The organism is Streptomyces hyaluromycini (assembly GCF_002217755.1).
GTDB lineage: Bacteria > Actinomycetota > Actinomycetes > Streptomycetales > Streptomycetaceae > Streptomyces > Streptomyces hyaluromycini.
In genome coordinates this window covers 53,470-77,210 of record NZ_BCFL01000023.1, presented here as the reverse complement: position 1 = coordinate 77,210, position 23,741 = coordinate 53,470, and the positions used below count along the sequence as shown (strand labels likewise).

Sequence of the window (23,741 nt, the reverse complement as noted above, 5' to 3'; positions counted from 1 at the left end):
CAGGTGACACTCGTTGGCATCGAGGCGATGAACGTCTTCGGCGGCAGCGCCTATGTCGACGTCCGGGAACTGATGGAGCATCGGCAACTGGACACCTCGCGGTTCGAGCAGCTGCTGATGAGCCGGAAGACCGTGGCACTGCCGTGCGAGGACCCGGTGACATTCGGCGTCAACGCGGCCAGGCCGATCCTCGACACGCTGTCCGATGCGGAAAGGAACCGCATCGAACTGCTGATCAGCTGCACCGAATCAGGCATCGACTTCGGTAAGTCGGTCGGCAGTTATCTCCACGAATGGCTCGGGCTGAACCGCAACTGCAGGACCTTCGAGGTGAAGAACGCCTGCTACGCGGGGACGGCCGGGCTGCAGATGGCGGTCAACTTCGTTCTGTCGCAGGTGTCCCCCGGTGCGAAGGCCCTGGTGGTCGCGACGGACGTTTCCCGCTACACGGTCGATGACGGAGGGGACTCGCTGACGATGGACTGGGCGTTCGTGGAGCCCAGCTCGGGGGCCGGCGCCGCCGCGATGCTCGTCAGCGAGATTCCCGAAGTGTTCCAGCTCGACGTCGGGGCCAACGGTTACTACGGATACGAAGTCATGGACACCTGTCGGCCCACGCCGGACGGCGAGGCCGGCGACTCGGACCTGGGCCTGCTGTCCTACCTGGACTGTTGCGAGCAGACGTTCCTGGAGTACCGGCGCAGGGTGCCGGGCACCGATTACCACACCTCCTTCGACTACCTGGCGTTCCACACCCCGTTCGGCGGCATGGTCAAGGGAGCGCATCGCACCATGATGCGGAAGCTGAAGAAAGCGAAGGCCGCGGACATCGAGCCGGACTTCGAGCGGCGTGTCCTGCCCGGAATCCGCTACGCCCAGCACACCGGGAACATGATGGGCGGCAGCGTCTTCTCGTCACTGGCCGGGATCATTGATCACGGCAGCTTTGACACGCCCAAGCGCATCGGCTGCTTTTCGTACGGGTCCGGCTGCTGCGCCGAGTTCTACAGCGGCGTGGTGAGCCGTACCGGCAGTGACCGGCTGCGCAGGTTCGGGATAGAGGAGCAGCTGGGCGCGCGCCGCCGGCTCACCATGGATCAGTACGAAGCCGTGCTCCGGGCCAACGACAGCGTACGGTTCGGCACTCGCAACGTGAAGATCGAACCGGCCGACGAGGTGGCGCCTTTCGGTTCCGGCCGGCGCCTGGAACGCCTGGTTCTCGAGGAGATCCGGGAATTCCACCGTGAGTACAGGTGGGCGGCATGAACTACGAAACCATCCAGGTAACCTGGCGTGACACCGTATGTCATCTTCAGCTGCACCGGCCGATGGACCGGAATACGATCAACGACCGCCTGATCGCCGAATGCACGAACGTTCTGACGCACTGTGAGGAAGCCGCCAGTGTCGTCGTCGTGGAGGGACACCCCGATTACTTCTGTTTCGGCGCCGACTTCAATGACCTGAACACTCGGGACATAGACGAGACGACTGCCGGGCAACATCCCGACTCCTTGTACGACTTATTTCTGAAGTTGGCCACCGGGCCTTATGTGTCGGTCGCACACGTGCGCGGCAAGGCGAACGCCGGTGGCGTCGGACTCGTCGCGGCCAGCGATGTCGTCGTCGCCGACAGCGACGCCCACTTCAGCCTCTCCGAGTTGTTGTTCGGCTTGTATCCGGCCTGTGTCCTGCCCTTTCTCATCCGCCGCTGCGGATTTCAGAACGCGCACTATATGACACTGATCACCAGGCCGTTCACCGCAGACGAAGCGGTCCGGCTCCATCTCGCCGACGTGGCGGGATCAGACAGCCAGGCCCTGCTGCGCAAACAGCTCACACGTCTGAAGTGTCTGCCGAAGCCGGGCATCGCCCGGTACAAGCGCTACATGAACCAGCTGAACGAATCACTGACCATGGCCAAGCCGCTCGCGGTGGCGGGAAATGTCGAGGCCTTCACCGACGAGGGCAACCTGACGCGCATTCGGCGCTACGTCGAGGAGGGAACACTGCCGTGGCAGCAGTGAAGCGCCGGACCGGAGGTGCACAGGCGTGACGACGGCCGCCGTGGACCTCTGCGAGGTCGAACCGGGCATCCTCCAGGTGACCATGCAGGATCGCAGCAGCAAGAACTCGTTCTCCACCGAGTTGGTGGACGGGCTGATCAGTGCCTTCTCGGAGATCCAGACGCACCCGACCGGCAGAGTGGTCGTCCTGACGGGCTATGGAAACTACTTCTCCTCCGGTGGCACGCAAGACGGCCTGCTCGCGATCTATGAGGGCAGGAGTCGATTCACGGACCTGAATCTGTACAGCCTCGCGCTGGAGTGTGAGGTCCCGGTCATCGCCGCCATGCAGGGGCACGGAATCGGCGGCGGATTCGTGCTGGGGCTGTACGCGGATTTCGTCATACTTGGCCGCGAGAGCGTGTACACCGCAAACTTCATGCGCTACGGTTTCACGCCCGGTATGGGGGCCACGATGATCATCCCCAGGAAACTCGGGATCGGCCTCGGTGAAGAAATGCTGTTGAACGGCGGGAGCTACCGGGGAGCCGAACTTGCCGACCGGGGCGTGCCGTTCCGTGTACTTTCCCGTAGCGAAGTCCTGCCGCAGGCACTTCAGTTGGCCAGGGAACTGGCGCAGAAGCCGTCCGTGTCGTTGAAGGCGCTCAAGGCCCATCTGGTGCGGCCCCTTCGTGAGGCCCTTCCGCAAGCCATCGAGCAGGAACTCGCGATGCATGAACTGACTTTTCATCGGCCTGAAGTGAAGCAGCGAGTGGTCGACCTGTTCGGGGCATGAGAACGGAGGTGATGTGATCCATGCAAACCAAAGAGATACTGCGTTCTCTTCGCGAGGGCCGGATCGGTGTCGAAGAGGCCAGGGCCGCGTTGACGGCCGATGACGGCACGCCCTCGCCCGAGGGCGAGGAACGGGCCGACATCGCGATCGTCGGCGCGTCGGGCAGGTATCCAGGGGCCGCGAACCTCGGTAAGTACTGGGACAACCTCCGCCTGAGCAAGGAGTCCATCCAGGAGGTGCCCGCCACCCGCTGGGACATCGCCTCCGTCTACGACCCGCGACCACGCCGACGCGGCACGACGGACTGCAAGTGGCTCGGCCTGCTCGACGGCGTCGACCTCTTCGACGCGGACTTCTTCCACATCACGCAGCAGCAGGCGCGTGCGATGGACCCGCAGCAGCGCCTGTTCCTCCAGGAAGCGTTCCTGGCGTTCGGCGACGCGGGCTACAGCCGCGAACTCCTGGACGACAACAACTGTGGCGTCTACCTCGGCATCGCCGGGAACGAATACGGCGCGCTCCTGGCGCGGCACAGCCCGGACGGCGTGGACGCGACCGGCAACAACGCGGCGATCGCAGCGGCACGCATCGCCTACCACTTCAACCTGACGGGTGCGGCCCTCTCGGTCGACACGGCCTGCACGTCCTCGCTGGTGGCGGTGCACCTGGCCTGTGAGGCGCTGCTCAGGGGCGAGATCGACATGGCGCTGGCCGGCGGGGTCAGCCTCTACCTCGGAGCGGACCGCTACCCGAGCATGAGCGCGGCGGGCATGCTGTCGCGCACAGGAGAGTGCCGACCCTTCGACAACAAGGCGGACGGATTCGTCCCCGGCGAAGGCGTGGGGGCAGTGGTGCTCAAGCGCCTCGCCGACGCCGAGCGCGACGGAGACGCGATCCACGCGGTCATCATCGGCTCCGCGATCAACCAGAACGGCAGCACGAACGGCATCACAGCTCCGAGCCGGAAGAGCCAGACCAAGCTGGTGTCGGACCTGTACACACGGCGCCGGATAGATCCCGCCGGCATCGGCTACGTCGAGTGCCATGCCACGGGCACCGTGCTGGGCGACTACATCGAGCTCGACGCCCTCTCGGCCGTCTTCGCGAAGAGCACGGACGACAAGCAGTTCTGTGCGGTCGGCTCGGTCAAGGGCAACATCGGCCACACGACGGCGGCGGCGGGCATGGCAGGCCTCCACAAGGTGCTGTTGTGCCTCCAGAACCGCATGCTGGTGCCCACGCCCCATCAGGAAGAGCCCAACGAGTACTTCGACTTCGCGTCCTCGCCGTTCTACGTCGCCACCGAGGCCGCGCCCTGGCCGGCCTCCGCCGGCAGGCCGCGCCGGGCCGGCGTGAGCGCTTTCGGCTTCAGCGGGAGCAACGCGCACCTCGTCGTCGAGGAGTACGTCCCGCGAGCCGCGCACACCGTCCGGCCGGGCACCACCCAGGGCCCCTGTCTGTTCGTCCTGTCTGCGGCGACACGCGAACAACTCAACGCCATGGCCCGCGAGTTGCTCCAGCGCATCCGCCGCGGCCCCACACCGGATCCCGCTTCGCTCGCGTACACCCTGCAATCGGGACGTGAGGCGATGGAGGTCCGGGCCGCGTTTCCGGCGGACTCGGTTCAAGCGCTGCTCGCCTCGCTGGAGGACTACCTCGACCGCGGGACGAGGGGCCGCGGGATCCACCCCATCGAGGCCGGCCGCGCGGCGGTCCGGGACACGGCGCAGGACCAGACACGTCAGTGGCTGCGCAACGGCGACTTGGTGCGGGCGGCGCACGCGTGGGTGAACGGCGCCTCGTTCACCGACGGCGACTGGCGGCTGCTGTACGGTGCCGACACCCCGCGCCGCGCCCACCTGCCGACCTATGTGTTCGCCGCGCAGAAGTACTGGCTTGCGGAGCTGCCCGCGGAACCGGTCACCGTGACCGAGCCGGATGCCACGGGCGCCGAAGTCGGCCCGCCCAGCACCTTCTTCCACTCCGACGAGCCGTACGTCCGGGACCACACGGTAGAGGGCGTCCCCACGCTCATTGGCATGACTCACCTCAGCCTCGCCGTCGACTGGTACCTCGGCAGGTCACCGCACCTGGACCAGGTACGCCTGCGCAAGCTGAGGTTCCTGCGGCCGGTCGCCGTCGAGGAGGGTGACCGGGTCGAGGTGCGCATTGAGCCCGGCGACCCTGAGGCGTCCACGGTGTCCTTCAGGGCCATGTACCGCCCTCGGCCCGGCCAGGAGTGGCTCGCGGCCGCGGAGGGCACCGTGCAGGACGAGGCGTCCCTGCCCACGGTGATCGATCCGGACCGGTTGCTGGAGGGGCTGTCCCCGCTCGACCCGGAGGTGCTGTACGGCCGTAACCCGGCCATTTCGATCGGAGACACGTTCAAGACGTTCACCGCGGTGCACGCGGGTGACGACAGCGTCGTCGCCGTGCTGGACGCCGCGCGGGCCACCGAGCAGGACGGCCGCGATCACCTGCTGCACCCGCTGTTCCTCTACAGCGCGTTCCAGGCCGCCCTCCATTTCACGGCGAGCGCGGGTGCCGTGGGCTATCTGCCGTTCGGCCTGGAGGATCTGTGGGTGCGCCGGGACACGGCACCCGGGCCGCTGCGGCTCTCCGTACGGCTGAAGAGGAACTCCGGCGAGCTCATCGTGTTCGACGCCGACCTCGTCGACAGCGACTCCCAGGTCGTCGCGTCACTGAACGGCTGCTCCATGAAACGCGTCCGCGAGCGGGAACCCCGGCCCCGCCCGCCCGTGCCCGTTCGCAACGCGTCGCGCAAGGCCCGCCCGTCAGCGGGACCGGACGCCGACATCGAGCGGTATGTGACGACGAAGCTGGCGGCGTTGCTGGGCAGCACGGCAGAAGAAGTGCAGCCGCACGTCAATCTGATGGATCTGGGCGCGACGTCCGCGCAGTTGGTCTCCCTCACCCAGGAGATCGAGCACGAGACCGGCCTCGACCTGAGCCCCGCACTGCTCTTCGAGTACCCCAACGTGAAGGAACTGGCCGCCCACTTCCACCAGGCGCACGGCGATGTCTTCGCCGCCCACCTGGGAGCCACCACCACGTCGCCGGCACGCGACACGGAGCCGCCTGCCCGGGGTGCGCAGCCGTGGTCCCGGGCCACCGAGCCCGCGACGGCGAGGCTTCGGCCCGCGCGCAGCGCGACGCTCGACGCCGGAGCACATGACATCGCCGTCATCGGCATGCACGGTAAGGCCGCGGGCGCGTCGGATCTGGACGAGTTCTGGCGCAACTTGATCGACGAGAAGGACGTCATCACCGAGATTCCCGCGGACCGCTGGGACTACCGCCCGTGGTACGACACCGATCCGGAGGCACGGGACAAGACGTACTGCAAGTGGGGCAGCTTCCTCACCGACGTGGACACGTTCGATGCCGACTTCTTCCACATCTCGCCGCGTGAGGCGGAGTGGATGGACCCGCAGCTGCGCCTGCTCCTGCAGAGCGTCTACGCGACGGGCGAGGACGCGGGCGTGATGGGCCGGCTCCGCGGTACCGGCACGGGCGTGTTCGTCGGCGTGTGCTGCCACGACTACCTTGAGCGGATCAACGAGCTCGGACTGCCCATCGACCCCTATGTCGGCCTGGGCAACAACCACACGGTCCTGGCGAACCGGATCTCCTTCGCGCTCGACCTGAGGGGACCCAGCGTGGCGGTGGACACGGCCTGCTCCTCCTCGCTCGTCGCACTGCACCAGGCCTGTCAGGCCCTGCGCGGCGGCGAGTGCGACATGGCCTTCGTCGGTGGCGTGAACCTCCTGCTCTCTTCACAGCATTACCGATTCTTCAGCAGCGTGGGCGCGCTGTCCCCGACCGGCCGGTGCCATACGTTCGACGCATCGGCGGACGGTTATGTGCCGGGCGAGTTCGTCGGCAGCGTGCTGCTGAAGCCACTGCGCCGGGCGCTGGAGGACGGCGACCGCATCCACGCCGTGATCAAGGGCTCGGCCAGTCTGCACGGCGGCTACACGCCCTCGTTCACCGCGCCGAGCGTGGCGGGCGAGGAGAGCGTCGTCGTCAAGGCGTGGGAGGACGCCGGGATCGATCCGGAGACCATCACCTACATCGAGGCGCACGGCACGGGCACCAAGCTCGGCGATCCGATCGAGATGAAGGCCCTGAGCCAGGCGTTCGGCCGTTTCACCTCGCGCGAGGGATTCTGCGCGGTGGGATCGGTGAAGGCCAACATCGGCCATACCGAGGGCGCCGCCGGCTTCGCAGGCCTGCTGAAGGTGGTGCTGCAGATGCGGCACCGCCGGATTCCCGCGCTGCCGAGCCTGCAGACCCCCAACGAACTCATCAAGTGGGACGGCACCGCGTTGCGTCCGGCGTCGGAGAACGAGGAGTGGGCCAGCGCCGAGGGTGCCCCGAGGAGGGCGGGTATCAGCTCCTTCGGAATATCAGGTGCCTACGCGCACGTGGTCGTCGAGGAGTACGTACCCGGCAGCGGTGAAGCGCCTGCGGTTGCCCGTCGTGGTGGGCAGCCGGTGGCGGTCGTGCTGTCTGCCAAGGACGAGGACCGGCTGCGGGAACATGCGCGGCGGCTCGCCGACGCACTCCGGGACTTGGCGTTCGGCGACGACGATCTGCCCGCCATCGCTTACACGCTGCAGACCGGGCGTGAGGCGCTGCGGAACCGGATGGGCGTCGTCGTCCGCTCGGTGAGCGAGCTGGAGGCGGTGCTGCGCGCCTTCGGTGCAGGCCAGGACGACGAGCGAGTCCACCGAGAGCGGGTCGACGCGGCCGGTCAACCCGACGTCGACAGTGCTGGCAGGGCGTCGACAGGACCGGGGGAGCCGGCACACGAGCACTGCGTCCGGCTGGTGGCCGGCTGGGTCAGCGGTGAGACCACCGACTGGGAGGCGCTCTACGACACCCGGCCGGCCATCGTCTCCCTGCCCACCTACCCCTTCGCCAGGGAGCGGTACTGGATCCCGGCCGACGCCACCGGCCCCGCCACGGACCAGCCCGCTCGTCCTCTTCCGCCCACGGACGTGCCGGCTCACCATCCGCTGCTGCACACGGACGTCTCCGACGACGAAGGGCCCAGGTTCCGGGCGACGTTCAGCGGGGAGGAGTTCTTCCTCGCCGAGCACGAGGTCAAGGGGCGGCGGATCCTGCCCGGCGCGGCGTACCTGGAAATGGTCCGGGAGGCCGTACGGCGCAGCGGCCAGGCCTCCGACCCGTCCGGCGAAAGCCTACGGCTGGAGGACGTCGTATGGCTGGCGCCGATCGAGGCGTCCGGCCCGGTCACGCACGTCGAGGTGGTCCTCACGCCCGCGGACGTGGGCGAGGCGGGCAGGCTCGACTTCGCCGTGTACACCCGGACCGGGCAACTCGGTGAGCAGGCCGTGCTGCACTGCCAGGGCAGCGCCGTCCCGCTGACCGGGGACGGCGACGGCTCGGCGCGCGTGGACCTGGACGCCGTCCGGGCCGGTTGCGACGCCGGCCGACTGACGGCGGACCAGTGCTACGAGACGTTCCGCGCGGCGGAGATGGAGTACGGCCCGGCGTTCCAGGGCATCGAATACGTCCTCGGCGGAGCGACGCAGGCACTGGCGAAGTTGACACTGCCGCTCTCCGTACGCGAGACCGGCGACGCGTACGTCCTCCATCCGAGCCTGCTCGACTCCGCACTGCAGGCCAGTGTCGGGCTCCGCACGGACCCTTCCGGGCTCGGAGAGCCGGTCATGCCGTTCGCGCTCGAGTCAGTGGACGTCCTCGGCCGGTGCAGTCCGTCGATGTGGGCCCGGGTACGGCTTGGCGAGGGCACGACCGCCACCAGCACGCTGCGGAAGTTCGATGTGGACCTGTGCGATGCGGACGGCACCGTGTGTGTACGGATCGCTGGGGCCTCCTCCCGGGCCTGGAAGGACGGGCGGCAGCAGACGGGCGCCGGGGACATCGAAACGATCACGGCGGTCCCTGTGTGGGACACTGTCCGGCCGGCGGGCGAGATCCACGATCTGCCGGGCCCGGGGCGGGCCGTCATCGTGGGCGGGGACCCGACGGCCGTACGAAAACTGGCGCGGACGTTCCCGGAAGCGCAGCCACTGGTGCTTGCGGAGGACGACACCGTCGACCGGATCTGCGCGCAATTGCGAGCCTGCGGCCCGATCGCTCATCTGATGTGGACCGCACCCGCCCCCGCGGCCGGCGGTGCCGCCTGGGACGCCACGCCCAGGGCTCAGGAGACGGGCGTCATCCAGCTGTTTCGGATCGTCAAGGCCCTGCTCGCACTCGACTACGGTCACCGCGACCTGCTCTGGACGGTGGTCACGGTGCAGGCGCAGGCGACCGACCGCGCGGAATCCGCCGACCCGACGCATGCCGGAGTCCACGGCCTGGTCGGTTCGCTGGCCAAGGAGTACCCGGACTGGTTTGTCCGGGCTGTCGACCTGCCCATGGACGAGGAGTGGCCGGCCGAGGAGCTCCGGCACCTGCCGAGCACCGGCTCGGACGTGTACGCGTGGCGCGGGACGCAGTGGCGCAGGCGGAAACTGGTTGCGCTCCAGGGTGCGGCGCCCGGCCGGCGCACGGGGTATCGCCACGGTGGTGTGTACGTAGTGATAGGCGGCGCCGGCGGGATCGGCGAGGCCTGGACCGAGTACATGATCAAGACGTATCGGGCCCAGGTCGTATGGATCGGCCGTCGCGAGAGTGATCGCGTGATCGAACGGAAGATCGACCGGCTGGCGTCCTTCGGACCTGCCCCCGTCTACATACGGGCGGACGGCGCGGACGAGGCGGAACTGCGGGGGGCCTGCGAAACGGTCAGATGGCGTTTCGGCACCATTCACGGTGTCGTGCACTCTGCCCTCTCGTTGCGCGACCAGAGTCTGGCGCAGATGACCGAGGAACGCTTCCGAGCCGGCTACACAGGCAAGCTCGACGTCAGCGTCCGCATGGCCCAGGTGTTCGCCGACGAGGAGCTGGACTTCGTCCTGTTCTTCTCCTCGGTGATCTCTTTCACGAAGGCTGCGGGGCAGGCCAACTACGCGGCCGGCTGCACTTTCAAGGACGCTTTCGCCGACCGCCTCGCCCGGGAATGGGCGTGCCCCGTCAAGGTCATGAACTGGGGTTACTGGGGGAGCGTCGGGGTGGTGGCCTCGGCGGCGTACCGGGAGCGCATGGAGCGCGAGGGCATCGGCTCGATCGAACCCGACGAGGCGATGCGGGCACTGGAGCTGCTGCTGTCCTCCCCCTTCGACCAGCTCGCCCTGGTGAAGGCGGCGCCGGACCGCGTCGATGCGATCGACACCTCCGAGACGGTGACCGTGTACCCGGGAGCGGGTGACCCCGACCACCGAGGCCAAACACCGCCGGACGTGCTGGAACGGCTACGGGACCTGGCGAACACCCAGATCGGCGGCGGCATCCAATCGTCCGACGAGGAACGGCAGTTGAGCGACTACGGATTCAGTCCGGCGGCACTCACCGCGCTGGCCGCGCGGGTGGGGGACGAGTTCCGGATCAATCTGCCGCAAGCGATCTTCATCGACTACCCGACCCTTGGCGACTTGGCCGGTTTCCTCGCCGCGTCATCAGGGAGCGCGTCGATGCACAACGGAGCTGGAAGGGGGCGGTGACCACCATGACCGAACGACTCGAGGGGCGCCTGGAGCACCTGCTCGCACGGCTTGTGCGAGCCGAACTGTTCGCCATGGGCGCCCGACTCGGGCCGGACGCCGACCCCGTCGCGGTCATGGGCGAGGCCGGGATCTCCGAGGCCTACCGCGGCTGGACCGAGGAGACCGTCCGGGCGCTGCGCCGTGAGCGCCTGCTCGACGGCGGCCCCAGCGGCGCCGGGACCTCGGACGCGGACGCGCTGTGGCACGAGTGGGACCGCGGCCGGGACGCATGGCTGGAGTTTCCCCGTCTGCGGGGCAAAGTCGCCCTGTTGGACCGCACCGTCCGCGCGCTGCGGTCGGTGCTGACCGGCGACACCCCGGCGGTAGAGGTCCTCTTCCCCGACTCCTCCCTGAAACTGGTGGAGGCGGTCTACCGGGACAACCCGGAGGCCGACGCCGGGCGGGAGGCGCTGGCCGAACAGGTCCTCGCGCACCTGACGCGCCGACTGCGCGAGGATCCCGGCGCCACCTTCCGCGTCATCGAGATCGGAGCGGGCACCGGGGCGACCAGCAGTGCCGTGCTTCGCGCGCTGCGCCCGCTGCGCGACCGGATGCGGGAGTACACGTACACCGACGTGTCACGGGCCTTCCTCCTGCACGCCGAGCGGGAGTTCGTCCCCGACCATCCGTACGTCACGTGCCGCGTGTTCGACGTCGAGGCGGTACCCGAGGAACAGGGCCTGGAGACCGGCGGCTACGACGTGGCGATCGCGGCCAACGTGCTGCACGCCACCCGGTCCATTCGCGACACGTTGCGGCAGGTCAAGGCACTCCTGCGGCCCGGCGGCGTACTCGTGGCCAACGAACTGGTGGGCAACTCGCTCTTCGCCCACCTGACGTTCGGCCTGCTGGAGGGCTGGTGGCGTGCGGAGGACCCGGAGCTGCGCCTCCCGGGCTGCCCAGGGCTCGCGCCGGAGACCTGGGCGCGGGTGCTGCGCGAGGAGGGACTGGACCCTGCACCGTTCCCCGAGGTTCCGGGGGCGGATGCGGGGCAGCAGCTGATCTGCGCCGTGAGTGACGGCCTGGTGCGGCGGCGAACCATCACGAACGCCCTCGCCGACACCACCCCCGCGCCCGTCGCCCCCGTCCCTGCCAGAGCACCCGTCGGCGTTTCCGTCTCCAAGGACACCCTCAAGAGCCGGTGCGTGGAGTACCTCACCACACTTGTCTCCGAGGCGCTGAAGCGTCCGGCACACAAGATCGACGCGGCCGAGCCACTGCAGACGTACGGCATCGACTCGCTGGTGGTTGTGCAGCTGGCGAACCGGCTGCGCAAGACGCTCGGCAAGGTGAGCAGCACCGTGTTCTTCGAGCACCAGACGATCGACGAACTCGCCGAGCACTTCGCCGAGTCCCGTGCGGACGCTCTCGCCGAGATGTTCGCGGCGCAGGAGCCGGCACAGCCCGAGACGGTGTCCGCCCCCCAGGAGCGGACCCGCGAGACGCCCCCCACCGGCCCCGCCGGCAGCACGCTGACCCCGGAACCCACAACGGGTTCGCAGGCGATCGCCGTCATCGGGCTCGCAGGCCGGTACGCGGGCGCGGAGGACGTGCATCAGTTCTGGGCGAACATCCGGGAGGGCAGGAACTGCGTCACGGAGATCCCGGCCGACCGCTGGGACTGGCGGACGTACTACCGGGACGCGCCGGGCGACCCCGACGCGATGTACACCAAGTGGGGCGGCTTCCTCACGGACATCGACACGTTCGACCCCTTGTTCTTCCGCATCTCTCCGGCCGAGGCCGAGAGGATGGACCCGCAGGAACGCCTGTTCCTGGAGACCGCCTACGCCTCCGTTGAGGACGCCGGTTACACTCCGGCGACGCTCTCCGGCACCCGTCGGGTCGGCGTCTTCGTCGGCGTGATGAACGGCAACTACCCCTCGGGGGCGAACTACTGGTCCATCGCGAACCGAGTGTCGTACTCGCTGGACTTCCACGGCCCCAGCCTTGCCGTCGACACGGCCTGCTCGTCGTCGCTGACGGCGATCCACCTGGCGGTCGAGAGCCTGAACAACGGCAGTTGTGAGTGCGCGGTCGCGGGCGGGGTCAACCTGATCGTGGACCCGGTGCACTATGCGCGCCTCACGTCGATGACCATGCTGTCGCCGGACGACCGCTGCAAGGCGTTCGGTGACAAGGCCGACGGATTCGTCGACGGCGAGGGCGTCGGCGCGGTCGTGCTGAAACCCCTCGCCAAGGCAGTGGCCGACGGCGACACCATCTACGGCGTCATCAAGGGCAGCCGGCTGAATGCGGGCGGCAGGACCAACGGGTACACCGTCCCCAACCTCAAGGCACAGCGGGAACTGGTCGCCGAGAGCCTGAAGGTCGCGGGCTGCGACGCGCGCACCGTCAGCTATGTCGAGGCCCACGGCACGGGGACGGCGCTGGGCGACCCGATCGAGGTCGCCGCTCTCGCCGGGGCGTTCCGGCGGCACACTCCGGACAACCAGTTCTGTGCGATCGGCTCGGTCAAGACCAACATCGGGCACTGCGAGAGCGCGGCCGGGATAGCCGGTGTCACCAAGGTGCTGCTGCAGATGAAACACGGCGAGCTGGCGCCCTCCCTGCACGCGCGCACGCCGAACCCCGAGATCGACTTCGCGGACACACCGTTCAATGTGCAGCAGGAGCTGGCACCTTGGCACCGGCCGAATCTCACTGTCGATGGCGAGGAACGCGAGTATCCGCGGATCGCGGGAGTCTCGTCCTTCGGCGCCGGGGGCGCCAACGCCCATCTCGTCATCGAGGAGCACCGGGCCTACGAGCCGCGCGACCGCACGCCCGGGGAGGCACCCGCGGCGGCATCGGTCTTCGTCCTGTCCGCCAGGAACGAAGAACGACTGCGCCTGCGGGCGGACAGGCTGTTGACCGCGCTGCGGGACGGCTCGCTCGACGACTGCGACACGGCGGACATCGCGTACACCCTGCAGACCGGCAGGGAGGCGATGAAGGCGCGGCTGGCCTTCGTGGCCCGCTCCCGGAGCGAACTCATCTCGGCGCTCCAGCTGTATATCGACGGAGGCGAGGATCCGGGTCTGTACCGAGGGTCCGTACAACACGACGCACCCACCACCGACGTCTCCAGGACGGAAGGGGAACAGCCGGAGGCCATCGAGGAGTGCCTGCGGAGCCACAGGTACGCCGAGGTCCTGGAGCTGTGGGTGAAGGGGGGCGCAATCCCCTGGTCGCGTCTCTACGACGGCCGTCGCCCGCGCCGCGTTCCGCTTCCGGCCTACCCGTTCACCAAGGAGCGGTACTGGCTGCCCCGGCACGCGGACCGGCCTGTGGCGCCGCCGACGGTGCGCGAGCCCGTAGAGCCGCAGGAGCCCCCGCTGCTCCTGCTGCCGCACTGGAGGGAAGCACCGGCGACCGCTCCGGACGCCGGCGTCCGCTGGACGGATCACCTCGTCATCCTGTGCGGGGACGGCCCGACGGCGCCCTTGAGGCTGGTGCCGGAGGCGGACGGCACCCGGCGGGTGAAGGTACTGCAGTCGTCCGCGCGCTCCGTAGACGGGCGGTTCGAGGACTATGCCCTGCGGTTGACCGAGGAACTGCAGGAGCTCCTGCGGGGAGGAGTGACTGGGCGCGTCCTGGTCCAGGTCGTCGTGCCTGGAGTCGGCCCGGACGCGTGTCTGTCCGGTCTGGCCGGAGCGGTCAGAACGGCGACTCTGGAGAACCCCAAGCTGGTCGGCCAGCTGATCGAGATCGGCGCGGAGTCGGGCCGCCTGGCGGCCGTCCTCGAAGAGAACGCGTCGCTCCCCGACGATCGCCATGTCCGCTACGAACAAGGGCGCCGCCTCGTCGCCGCCCACCGTGAGGCCGGCCCCGCCCGGTCCGGTACGGCAGAGCCCCGGTGGAAACCGGACGGCGTCTATCTGATCACGGGTGGGGCGGGAGCCCTCGGGCTGCTCGTCGCCGAGGAGATCGTGCGCCGGGAGCCCGGCGCCAGACTCGTCCTGACCGGACGCTCAGAGCTGGACCCGCACCGGCTGTCAGCCGTAGAAGCGCTGAAAGTCCAGGGGGCCCGGGTCCACTACCGCACGGTCGACGTCGCCAGCCGCCCGGACGTCGAGGACCTCATGACGGGCTTGCGCAGCCGTTTCGGCCGACTCGACGGCATCATCCACTGCGCGGGTGTGCTGAGTGACGGATTCCTGGTGAGCAAGACCGCCGACGACGTGCGCCGCGTACTGGCGCCGAAGGTCAGGGGGCTGGTGAACCTGGACGAGGCGAGCCGGGCGCTGGAGCTTGACTTCTTCGCGCTCTTCTCGTCGGTGTCGTCCGCCTTCGGCAACGTCGGCCAGGCGGACTACGCGGCGGCCAACGGATTCATGGACGCTTACGCCCCCTACCGCAACCGCCTCGTGGCCTCGGGTCAGCGCAGCGGCCACACCCTGTCCGTGAACTGGCCGCTCTGGCGCGACGGCGGGATGGGCGTGGACGAGGAGGCCGAGGAATGGCTGCGGAAGAAGACCGGCACGGTAGCACTGGAGACGAAGACCGCCATGCGGGCGCTGGACCGTGGCCTCGCCATGGGGTGCGACCGGCTGGCCGTCTTCGCGGGATCCCGGGAAAAGATCATGGACTATGTGAACTCCGCTGCCGGCACTCGCCCGCGGCCCGAACGTGCCCGAGCGGCCGCCTTCGACGAGGACGCGGTCCGGGAGAAGGTCGTCGACCGGCTGAAGAGCCAGTTGGCCACGATCGCCAAGCTGGCCGGTGATTCCGTCGACCCCTACGAGCCGTTGGAGTCGTACGGCATCGACTCCGTCATGATCACCCGGTGGAACCGGGCGCTGGAGGACGGATTCGACGATCTGCCCAAGACGCTGTTCTTCGAGCAGCGGACCATCGCTCAGGCCGCCGGCTACCTGCTTGCCGAGTATCCCGCTGCCTGCCGGGTCTGGACGGGCACGGACACCCCTGCCGTGACGCCCGCCGACGGACCATCGACGGACCACCGTGCCACGTCCGGGCCGCTGACGACGCGAACGGTGACGGTCGCGCCGGTGGAGACCATGCCGTCGGTGCGGCCGTCGCCTGCCCGGCGTACGGAGCATGTCCGGGAGCCCATCGCCATCATCGGCATGTCCGGGCGCTACCCGCAGGCGGACAGCTTGAAGGAGTACTGGGAGAACCTGGAGGCCGGCCGGGACTGCATCACGGAGATTCCGGGCGACCGGTGGGAGCTGGAGGGCTTCTACCACCCGGATCCGGTGGAGGCCGTTGAGCAGCGCAAGAGCTACGGCAAGTGGGGCGGCTTCGTCAACGGCTTCGCTGAGTTCGACCCCCTGTTCTTCCGGATGTCACCGCGCGAGGCCTTCGGCATGGACCCGCAGGAGCGGCTGTTCATCGCCACCTCCTGGGAGGCGATGGAGGACGCCGGCTACACGAAGGAGCAGTTGGCGAAGCGCTACGACCGTAACGTCGGTGTCTTCGCGGGTATCACGAAGACCGGCTTCAACCTGTACGGTCCCGAACTCGCGAGCGGGGGCAGGCGAGGGGAGCTGCACACGTCGTTCGCCTCCGCGGCCAACCGTGTGTCGTATCTGCTCGATCTGCGTGGACCGAGTATGCCCATCGACACGATGTGCTCCTCCTCGCTGGTCGCCGTGCACGAGGCATGCGAGAACATCCACCGCGGTGATTGCGAGATGGCGATCGCGGGTGGTGTGAACCTGTACCTCCACCCGTTCAACTACGTCGGCCTCTGCTCGCACCACATGCTGTCCGTCGACGGGCGCTGCAAGAGCTTCGGCAGTTCCGCGAACGGCTATGTGCCGGGAGAGGGAGTCGGGGCCGTGGTCCTGAAGCGTCTGTCCGAGGCGATCGCCGACCACGACCACATCTACGCGGTCATTCCGGCCACCGGGGTGAACCACGGAGGGCAGACGCACGGTTATACGGTGCCCAGCCCGACGGCCCAGCGAGACCTCATTCGCAGGACGCTGGACAAGGCGGGCATCGACGCCCGCTCGGTCAGCTACATCGAGGCGCACGGGACCGGCACCGACCTCGGAGACCCCATCGAGGTGGTCGGCCTGACCCAGGCGTTCCGGGGTGACACCCAGGACAACGGGTTCTGCGCGATCGGCTCGGTGAAATCGAACATCGGGCACCTGGAAGCCGCCGCCGGTATCGCGGGTCTCATGAAGGTCGTGCTGCAGATGCAGCATGGAATGCTGGTGCCCAGCCTCCACGCCGAGCAGACGAATCCCAACATCCGCTTCGAGCAGACGCCGTTCGCGGTGCAGCGACAGCTCGGGGAGTGGCGGCGGCCGGCGGCCGTCCGCGACGGCGAGGCGACGGAGGGGCCCCGGATCGCCGGCGTGTCGTCCTTCGGCGCCGGAGGGGCCAACGCACACGTCCTCATCCAGGACTACACCGGTCCCGCAGGGCCGTCCCGCACCCGGGTCACGCGGGAACGCCCGGCGCTGATCGTCCTCTCGGCCCGGAACGAGGAACAACTGCGTGCCAGGGCGGTCCAGTTGCTGGAGGCGGTCCACGAGGGAGCGGTGACCGACGACTGCCTGGTCGACGCCGCGTACACGTTGCAGATCGGACGCGAGGAGATGGAGTACCGGCTGGCCACGGTAGTGGGCGGCGTCGCGGAGCTGGAGACGCGGCTCCAGGCGTACGTGAACGGTGAGAACGCCATCGAGGGCCTGTACCAGGGACAGACCAAGCGACACCAGGACCTGCGCGCGCTGTTGGCGGACGACGACATCAGGCCCGCCGTGGACGCGATGCTCGCGAGAGGCAGGTACGGCAAACTGCTAGCCCTGTGGGTCATCGGCCTGAAGCTGGACTGGACCGAGCTGTACGCGGACAACCTGCCCTATCGCATGAGCATGCCGACCTACCCGTTCGCCAATGAGCGTTACTGGGTCCGGGACGCAGCCCCCGGTGCGGGGGAGGCAACGGCTGACCGGGACGCACGGCGACCCGCAACGGAGGAGACGGCGCCCGTGCAGGCCGAGCCGGTGTCGGTAACGGCGGAGCCGGACTCGGCCGCCACACCGGCATCGTCCCCGCATCGTCCCCGCATCAGGCTTTCCACGCTGCCTGCCCGCTCCGCACCCGAGCCAGAGCCGGCGCAGGAGCGACCGCGACCCGAGGCCGCCGCCCCGGCCCCGGTCCCGGCTCCGGCCCTCACACTCTCCTCCTCGCCCCCGCGCTCCCTGGCCGCTGTCGCCCCCGAGCCGCCGCTCGTGGCGCCGAGCGTGCCGGAGATCTCCGCGGAGCAGCTGGAGGACGAACTCACCTCCAGCCTCTCGGAGATCCTGGTGGTCAAGCGCAGCGAGATCGACCACGACAAGAACTTCGTCGACCTGGGGCTCGACTCGATCATCGGTGTGGAGTGGATCCAGGAGCTCAATAAGCGGTACGGGCTGGAGATCACGGCGTCCAGGATCTACAGCTATCCCACGATCCGGGAGTTCACCGGCTTTCTGCGAGAGCAGGTGACTGCGGCGACGGCAGCCCGCGGCGTCTCACCGGACCGGCAGCAGGATCCCGGCGGTGAGCACTCCCTGCGCACGCTCATCGAACGGGTGCGGCACGGCGGAGTGGAGATCGACGTCGCCGGCGAGCTCTTCGAGGGCCTGGTCAGCAGGGGGGCTCGATGACCGCCGAGGACATCTTTCACGCCCTACGGGCCGGCGAGATCAGCCCGGAGGTGGCCGAGCACGAACTGCGGGCCCTCATGGCCGGCGCCGGTCAACAGCCTCGGCAGGCGCCCGCGACCTCCGAGGCGAGCGGCGAGGAGGTCGTTCACTGGCGTCTGGTCCAGCCTGGTGTCGCGCTCGTGACCATGGAGGACCGGGAGCACAAGAACACCTTCTCTGAATCCCTGCTGTCCGGCCTGGGCCGGGTGTTCGGCGAGGTCCAGGCGGACGAGCGCTGCCGTGTTGTCGTCCTGACCGGATACGACGGCTACTTCGCGTCCGGCGGTACGAAGGAAGGCCTGCTGGCCATCCAGGAAGGCCGGGTCCAGTTCACCGACATCGACGTCTACACCCTGGCCCTGGACTGCACCCTGCCGGTCGTCGCGGCAATGCAGGGACACGCCATCGGCGCAGGCTGGGCGATGGGGATGTTCTGCGACTTCGCTGTGCTCGGCAGCGAGAGCTACTACACCAGCAATTACATGAAGTACGGCTTCACGCCGGGAGCTGGTGCGACGCTGGTCTTTCCCGAGCGGTTCGGGGCAGCTCTGGCGCGGGAGATCCTCTTCACGGGCCGGAAGTTCCGCGGCACGGAGCTGCAGGCGCGTGGCGTACCGTTCCCGGTGGTGCCGAGGAACGAGGTGCTGCGGACCGCGCTGGACCTGGCCGGGGAACTGGCCGGGGCACCGCGAGACGCGCTGATCGGGCTGAAGAGCCTCATGGCAGCGCCTCTGCGGGAGCGAGTGGCCGACACGCTCAAGCGTGAACTCCGCATGCACGAACTGACCTTCGTCGACCAGCCGGAGGTCAGGAGCAGGATCGCCGCCCTGTTCGACGGTGTGGGCGCGCCTCGGACGCAGCCTGCCGCCCCGGCGACTCTGCCGCACCCGAAGCAGACCGTCGCGCCCGCCACGTCCGCCGCGTTGCCCTCCGCTCGGCCATCGGGACCGGGGAGCCCTCCGGCCATCGCGATCGTCGGCATGTCGGGCCGGTTCCCGATGGCCGAGGATCTGGACACCTTCTGGACCAATCTGGCGGCCGGCCGGGACTGTGTCTCGGAGATCCCCGAGACACGCTGGTCGCAGGCCGCCTATGTCGACCCCGACCCGAAGACGCCCGGCAAGACGCACAGCAAGTGGATGGGGGTCTTGGAGAAGGCCGACTCCTTCGACCCTCTGTTCTTCAACATCTCCCCCGCCGAGGCGGAACAGATGGATCCGCAGCAACGGACGTTCCTGGCAGCCGGCTGGCACTGCATCGAGGACGCAGGCATCCTTCCGTCGTCCCTCTCCGGCAGCCGCTGCGGGGTCTTCGTCGGATGCGGACCCAGCGACTACGGCCAGTTCCTCATGAACCATGGCGAGAACCCCCAGGGGTTCACCGGCGCCTCCTGCTCGATCCTCAGCTCGCGCATCGCCTACTTCCTCAACCTCAAGGGGCCGTGCCTGGCCATCGACACCTCCTGCTCTTCCTCGGGTGTCGCCCTGGCAGAGGCATGCGACAGCCTCGTGCTGGGCACGAGCGATCTGGCCCTCGCCGGTGGCGTCTGTGTGCTGTCCGGGCCGTCGACGCACGTCATGGCGAGCAAGGCGGGCATGCTCTCCAAGGACGGCCGCTGCTTCACCTTCGACAGTCGGGCCAACGGTTTCGTACCGGGGGAGGGCGTCGGCGTCCTGCTTCTCAAGCGCCTGGACGACGCAGTCCGGGACGGTGACCCCGTCCGCGGCGTCATTCGCGGCTGGGGGGTCAACCAGGACGGAAGGACGAACGGGATCACCGCCCCCAGCGGCAGTTCGCAGACCCGCCTGGAAAAGGACGTCTACGACCGCTTCGGCATCGACCCGGAGTCGATCACGATGGTCGAGGCGCACGGCACGGGCACCAAGCTGGGCGACCCGATCGAGGTCGAGGCGCTGAGCGACGCCTTCCGCGCCTACACCGACAAGGAGGGCTTCTGCTCCCTGGGCTCGGTGAAGAGCAACATCGGGCACCTGCTCACGGCCGCCGGTGTCGCCGGCGTCATCAAGGTCCTGCTGGCGATGGAACACCAGATGCGCCCGCCGACGATCCACCTGTCGACGGTGAACGAGCACATTCGCATGGAGAACAGCCCGTTCTACATGAACACGTCTCTGGAGCCGTGGGAACCGCACGGTGGCGGGCCGCGGCGGGCCGCGGTGAGCTCCTTCGGATTCAGCGGCACCAACGCGCACCTCGTCATCGAGGAGTACAGCCCGTGGGCCGACGGCATCGAGCCACGCAACCGGGCCGGTCGTGACGCGCCTGTCCTGCTGGTTCTCTCCGCGCAGACGGACGAGCAACTACAGCGCTACGCGGCCGCCGTCGCGAGGACGGTGGAGAACCGCCCCTCGCTCGACCTCGCCGATCTGGCCTACACCCTGCAGGTGGGCCGAGAGGCGATGGAGCGCAGGCTCGCGCTGGTGGCGCGCACCCGTGAGGAGTTGCTCGACGCGCTTACCGGATACCTGGAGGGCACGACAGCCCAGCTGCGGACGGCGGGCCCGGGCAACCAGGAACTCGTCCGCGCCGCTGAGCGCTGGCTCGCTGGTGAGCAGCCCGAGTGGAACCGGCTGTACAACGATGCGCTGCCCCGCCGTATTCATCTGCCGGTGTACCCCTTCGCGGACGAGCGGTACTGGCTGCCGGCCTTCCGCGAGTCCCTGCGCACCGCCGAGGCGCCGGACGTCGGGCCGGACCACGCTCCGCAGGTGGAACCCCGGGGGTCCGCTCCCGCGGCGTCAACTGACCCCTCAGCACAGCGGATGCCGGTCGCCGAGCGGCTCTCCGGCGTCGCGCGGGCCACGGACAGGCAATTCCAGGTGGTCGAGCTGCTGATCGGCGAGTTGTCCGAGCTGCTGCGCATCCCACGGCAGCGGCTGGCCGCGCGTACCGCCTTCGCCGACATCGGCGTCGACTCGCTCGTCGTCCACCGGTTGCTCGAACGCCTTGAGGAATTTTGCGGAACCATCCCGGCGGAGGCGTTCTTCAAGTACAAGAACATCGGAGACCTGGCGCGGTACATCAGCGATCACCAGGAGGTGGTCGTAGTTCCGCAGTCATCCGTCGAGGAGCGGCTTGCGCCGGTTGCCGCGCCGACGTCCCGCGACGTCGCGATCATCGGGGTCAGCGGGCGGTTCCCGAAGGCGGAGACGCTGGAGGAGTACTGGGTCAATCTGGAATTCGCCCGTGACTGCGTGGTGGAGATCCCCAAAGAGCGCTGGGACCCACGCGACTACGACCGTTCCGTCGGCGAATCGCACGGCAAGAGCGGAGACATGTACTGCAAGTGGGGCGGGTTCTTGCAGGACGTGGACAGATTCGACGCGGCGTTCTTCCGGATATCGCCGCGCGAGGCCAAGTTCATGGATCCGCAGGAACGGCTGTTCCTGCAGACCGCGGCCGCCTGTTTCGAGGACGCCGGCTACTCCCGTGAGCGGCTGAGCGACAGCCGGGCCGGAGATGGCCGGGCCTCCGTCGGCGTGTTCGTCGGCGCGACATACAACAACTACCAACTGCACCAGATCCAGGGCTTCGCGGCGGACGCAGGTACCCCGGTCAACTCGCAGACTTACTCGATCGCCAACCGCGTCTCGTACGTCTTCAACCTGCGTGGCCCGAGTCTGTGTGTCGACACCGCCTGCTCGTCCTCGCTCGTCGCCCTGCACCTCGCGTGCGAGAGCGTCAGCCGGGGTGAGAGCGCGATGGCGATCGCCGGCGGAGTCAACCTCTCCCTGCACCCGAGCAAGTACGTGTCGTTGTGCGCGGCGCAGTTCGCGTCGAGCGACGGGCACTGCCGGGCCTTCGGCAAGGACGGGGACGGCTATGTGCCCGGCGAGGGGGTCGGCGCGGTGCTACTGAAGCCTCTGGCGCGCGCCGAGGCCGACGGCGACCACATCTACGCCGTCATCAAGGGCACTGCCGTGAACAACGACGGCAGGACGTTCGGCTACAGCGTGCCGAACCCGACGGCGCAGGCCGAGGTGATCCGGGAGGCGCTGGACCGGGCGGGCGTCGACGCCCGGACGATCAGCTACGTCGAGGCGCACGGCACGGGAACCAAGCTGGGCGATCCGGTCGAGATCAGCGGCCTCACGGAGGCGTACCGCAAGGACACGGCCGACCGGCAGTTCTGCGCCATCGGATCGACGAAGTCGAACATCGGGCACCTGGAGGCCGCGGCCGGCATCGCCCAGCTGACGAAGGTGCTCCTCCAGATGAAGCACAGGAAGCTCGCCGCCTCGCTCATCCACGCGGAGGAGCTGAACCCCGGCATCGATTTCGGCGGGTCGCCGTTCTACGTACAGAGGGTGACGGCCGACTGGAAGCGGCCGGTCGTCGACATCGAGGGCAGGGAGACCGTCGTTCCACGCCGCGCCGGGATCAGCTCGTTCGGCGCGGGCGGGGTGAACGTCCACGCGATCGTCGAGGAGTACGACGCCGACCGTCACCGGGCCGGGAGCGAGGACGCACTGAAGAGCGGACCGGCCGTCATCGTGCTGTCCGCGAAGCGGGCGGACCGGCTCAAGGACTACGCCGAGGCGCTGAGGACGCATGTCCTGCGGACGCCGGACCGGGCCGCGAGTCTGACGGACATCGCCTACACGTTGCAGACGGGGCGTGACCCGCATCCGTTCCGGCTGGCTTTCGTCGCCACCGACCTGGACGACGTCGCGCGCAAGCTGGAACTGTTCCTCAAGGACCATACGGCCGATGGCGAGCCGGTGGTGCACACCGGCCAGGCGGATGCCGGGGCTGGCGACACCGGACAGGACGAGCCGCCGGCCCTGCCCGAGTCGCTCGACTCGCCGCCGGCGATGGAGCGGGCCGCGCGGCTGTGGGCCCAGGGCGCGGAGATCGACTGGGACACCTACCACCGCGGTCCCAAGCCGGGCCGAGTGCCCCTGCCCACCTACCCTTTCGTGGGCGACCGCTACTGGTCGGCAGGCGCGACAGCGGCTCCGGCAGTGCCTGCGGAGCCAACAGTGCCTGTGGCGCCGGCAGCGACCGCGACTCCGGCAGAGGTGACCGAGCTTCTGGCCCAGGTAGCAGCGGCTCCGGCGGAGACGGCCCAGGCCCCGGCGAGCCCGCGGCTGCCGGAGCAGCCGACCCCGTCGGCCGACCATGAGACCTCGGAGCTGCTGTCGGAGCTCGTCGAGGCACTGGTCGTCGAACGCGAGGAGATTCTGAGCCAGTTCATGCAGGAGCGGCTCGCAGAGCTGCTCGACTACCCGCCCGCCGAGCTGCCCGAAACCCGCCAGGGTTTCTTCGACATGGGCATGGAATCCGTCATGGTCGAAAGGTTCCGAACCTTGCTCGAGAAGCAGTTGACTCTCAAGATCCCCGACACCGCGATCTTCGACCACCCCTCCGTCGCCGCGCTGACCGAGTACCTGCTGGGGCTCGTCCCCTGGGCAGACCACGAAGCAGATGCGGCCCACCGGGCGAACCGGGCTCCGGCCGGCCCGCCAAGGACGCCGGCGGCGGACATGCCTCCGGAGGAACCCGGACTTGAGCAGGTGGCAGGGGAACTGCGGGAACTGCTCGTGCAGCTGGGCGACATCCGATAGCGGATTGCAAGGGGACA

Annotated in this window: 6 protein-coding genes; all 6 read left to right on the top strand. The window is 68.7% G+C overall.

Going from position 1 to position 23,741, the window contains the following annotated elements; genetic code table 11:
- The first annotated feature begins 3 nt into the window (after positions 1-3).
- From SSP29_RS29365 to SSP29_RS29340, 6 genes are read left to right on the top strand one after another with little or no spacing between them, the layout of a single operon-like run.
- Positions 4-1,266 (top strand): hydroxymethylglutaryl-CoA synthase family protein, encoded by a 1,263-nt coding sequence (locus tag SSP29_RS29365; RefSeq protein ID WP_150135134.1) that lies wholly within the window; start codon positions 4-6, stop codon positions 1,264-1,266.
- Complete coding sequence (locus SSP29_RS29360) at positions 1,263-2,027, top strand: enoyl-CoA hydratase/isomerase (protein WP_089104120.1); 765 nt, start codon at positions 1,263-1,265, stop codon at positions 2,025-2,027. Before SSP29_RS29365 ends, SSP29_RS29360 begins: the two co-directional genes overlap by 4 nt.
- Before the next feature lie 25 nt (positions 2,028-2,052).
- Positions 2,053-2,802: a polyketide synthase gene (locus tag SSP29_RS29355; RefSeq protein ID WP_089103857.1), complete on the top strand. Its 750-nt coding sequence runs from the start codon at positions 2,053-2,055 to the stop codon at positions 2,800-2,802.
- 20 nt (positions 2,803-2,822) lie between these two features.
- The gene (locus SSP29_RS29350) at positions 2,823-10,421 is read left to right on the top strand and encodes an SDR family NAD(P)-dependent oxidoreductase (RefSeq protein ID WP_089103856.1); all 7,599 of its coding nucleotides are present in this window, start codon (positions 2,823-2,825) and stop codon (positions 10,419-10,421) included.
- A gap of 5 nt (positions 10,422-10,426) precedes the next feature.
- Positions 10,427-18,097: an SDR family NAD(P)-dependent oxidoreductase gene (locus tag SSP29_RS29345; protein WP_145968961.1), complete on the top strand. Its 7,671-nt coding sequence runs from the start codon at positions 10,427-10,429 to the stop codon at positions 18,095-18,097.
- On the top strand, positions 18,094-23,724 hold the full coding sequence (locus tag SSP29_RS29340) for a beta-ketoacyl synthase N-terminal-like domain-containing protein (protein ID WP_089103854.1): 5,631 nt from the start codon (positions 18,094-18,096) through the stop codon (positions 23,722-23,724). The genes SSP29_RS29345 and SSP29_RS29340 overlap by 4 nt, the downstream gene beginning before the upstream one ends.
- Positions 23,725-23,741 lie beyond the last annotated feature (17 nt).

Excerpts from the sequence above, each read along its gene's own strand:
- SSP29_RS29360 (WP_089104120.1), top strand. The coding sequence starts at position 1,263 with ATGAACTACGAAACCATCCAGGTAACCTGGCGTGACACCGTATGTCAT.
- SSP29_RS29350 (WP_089103856.1), top strand. The coding sequence starts at position 2,823 with ATGCAAACCAAAGAGATACTGCGTTCTCTTCGCGAGGGCCGGATCGGT.
- SSP29_RS29345 (WP_145968961.1), top strand. The coding sequence starts at position 10,427 with ATGACCGAACGACTCGAGGGGCGCCTGGAGCACCTGCTCGCACGGCTT.
- SSP29_RS29340 (WP_089103854.1), top strand. The coding sequence starts at position 18,094 with ATGACCGCCGAGGACATCTTTCACGCCCTACGGGCCGGCGAGATCAGC.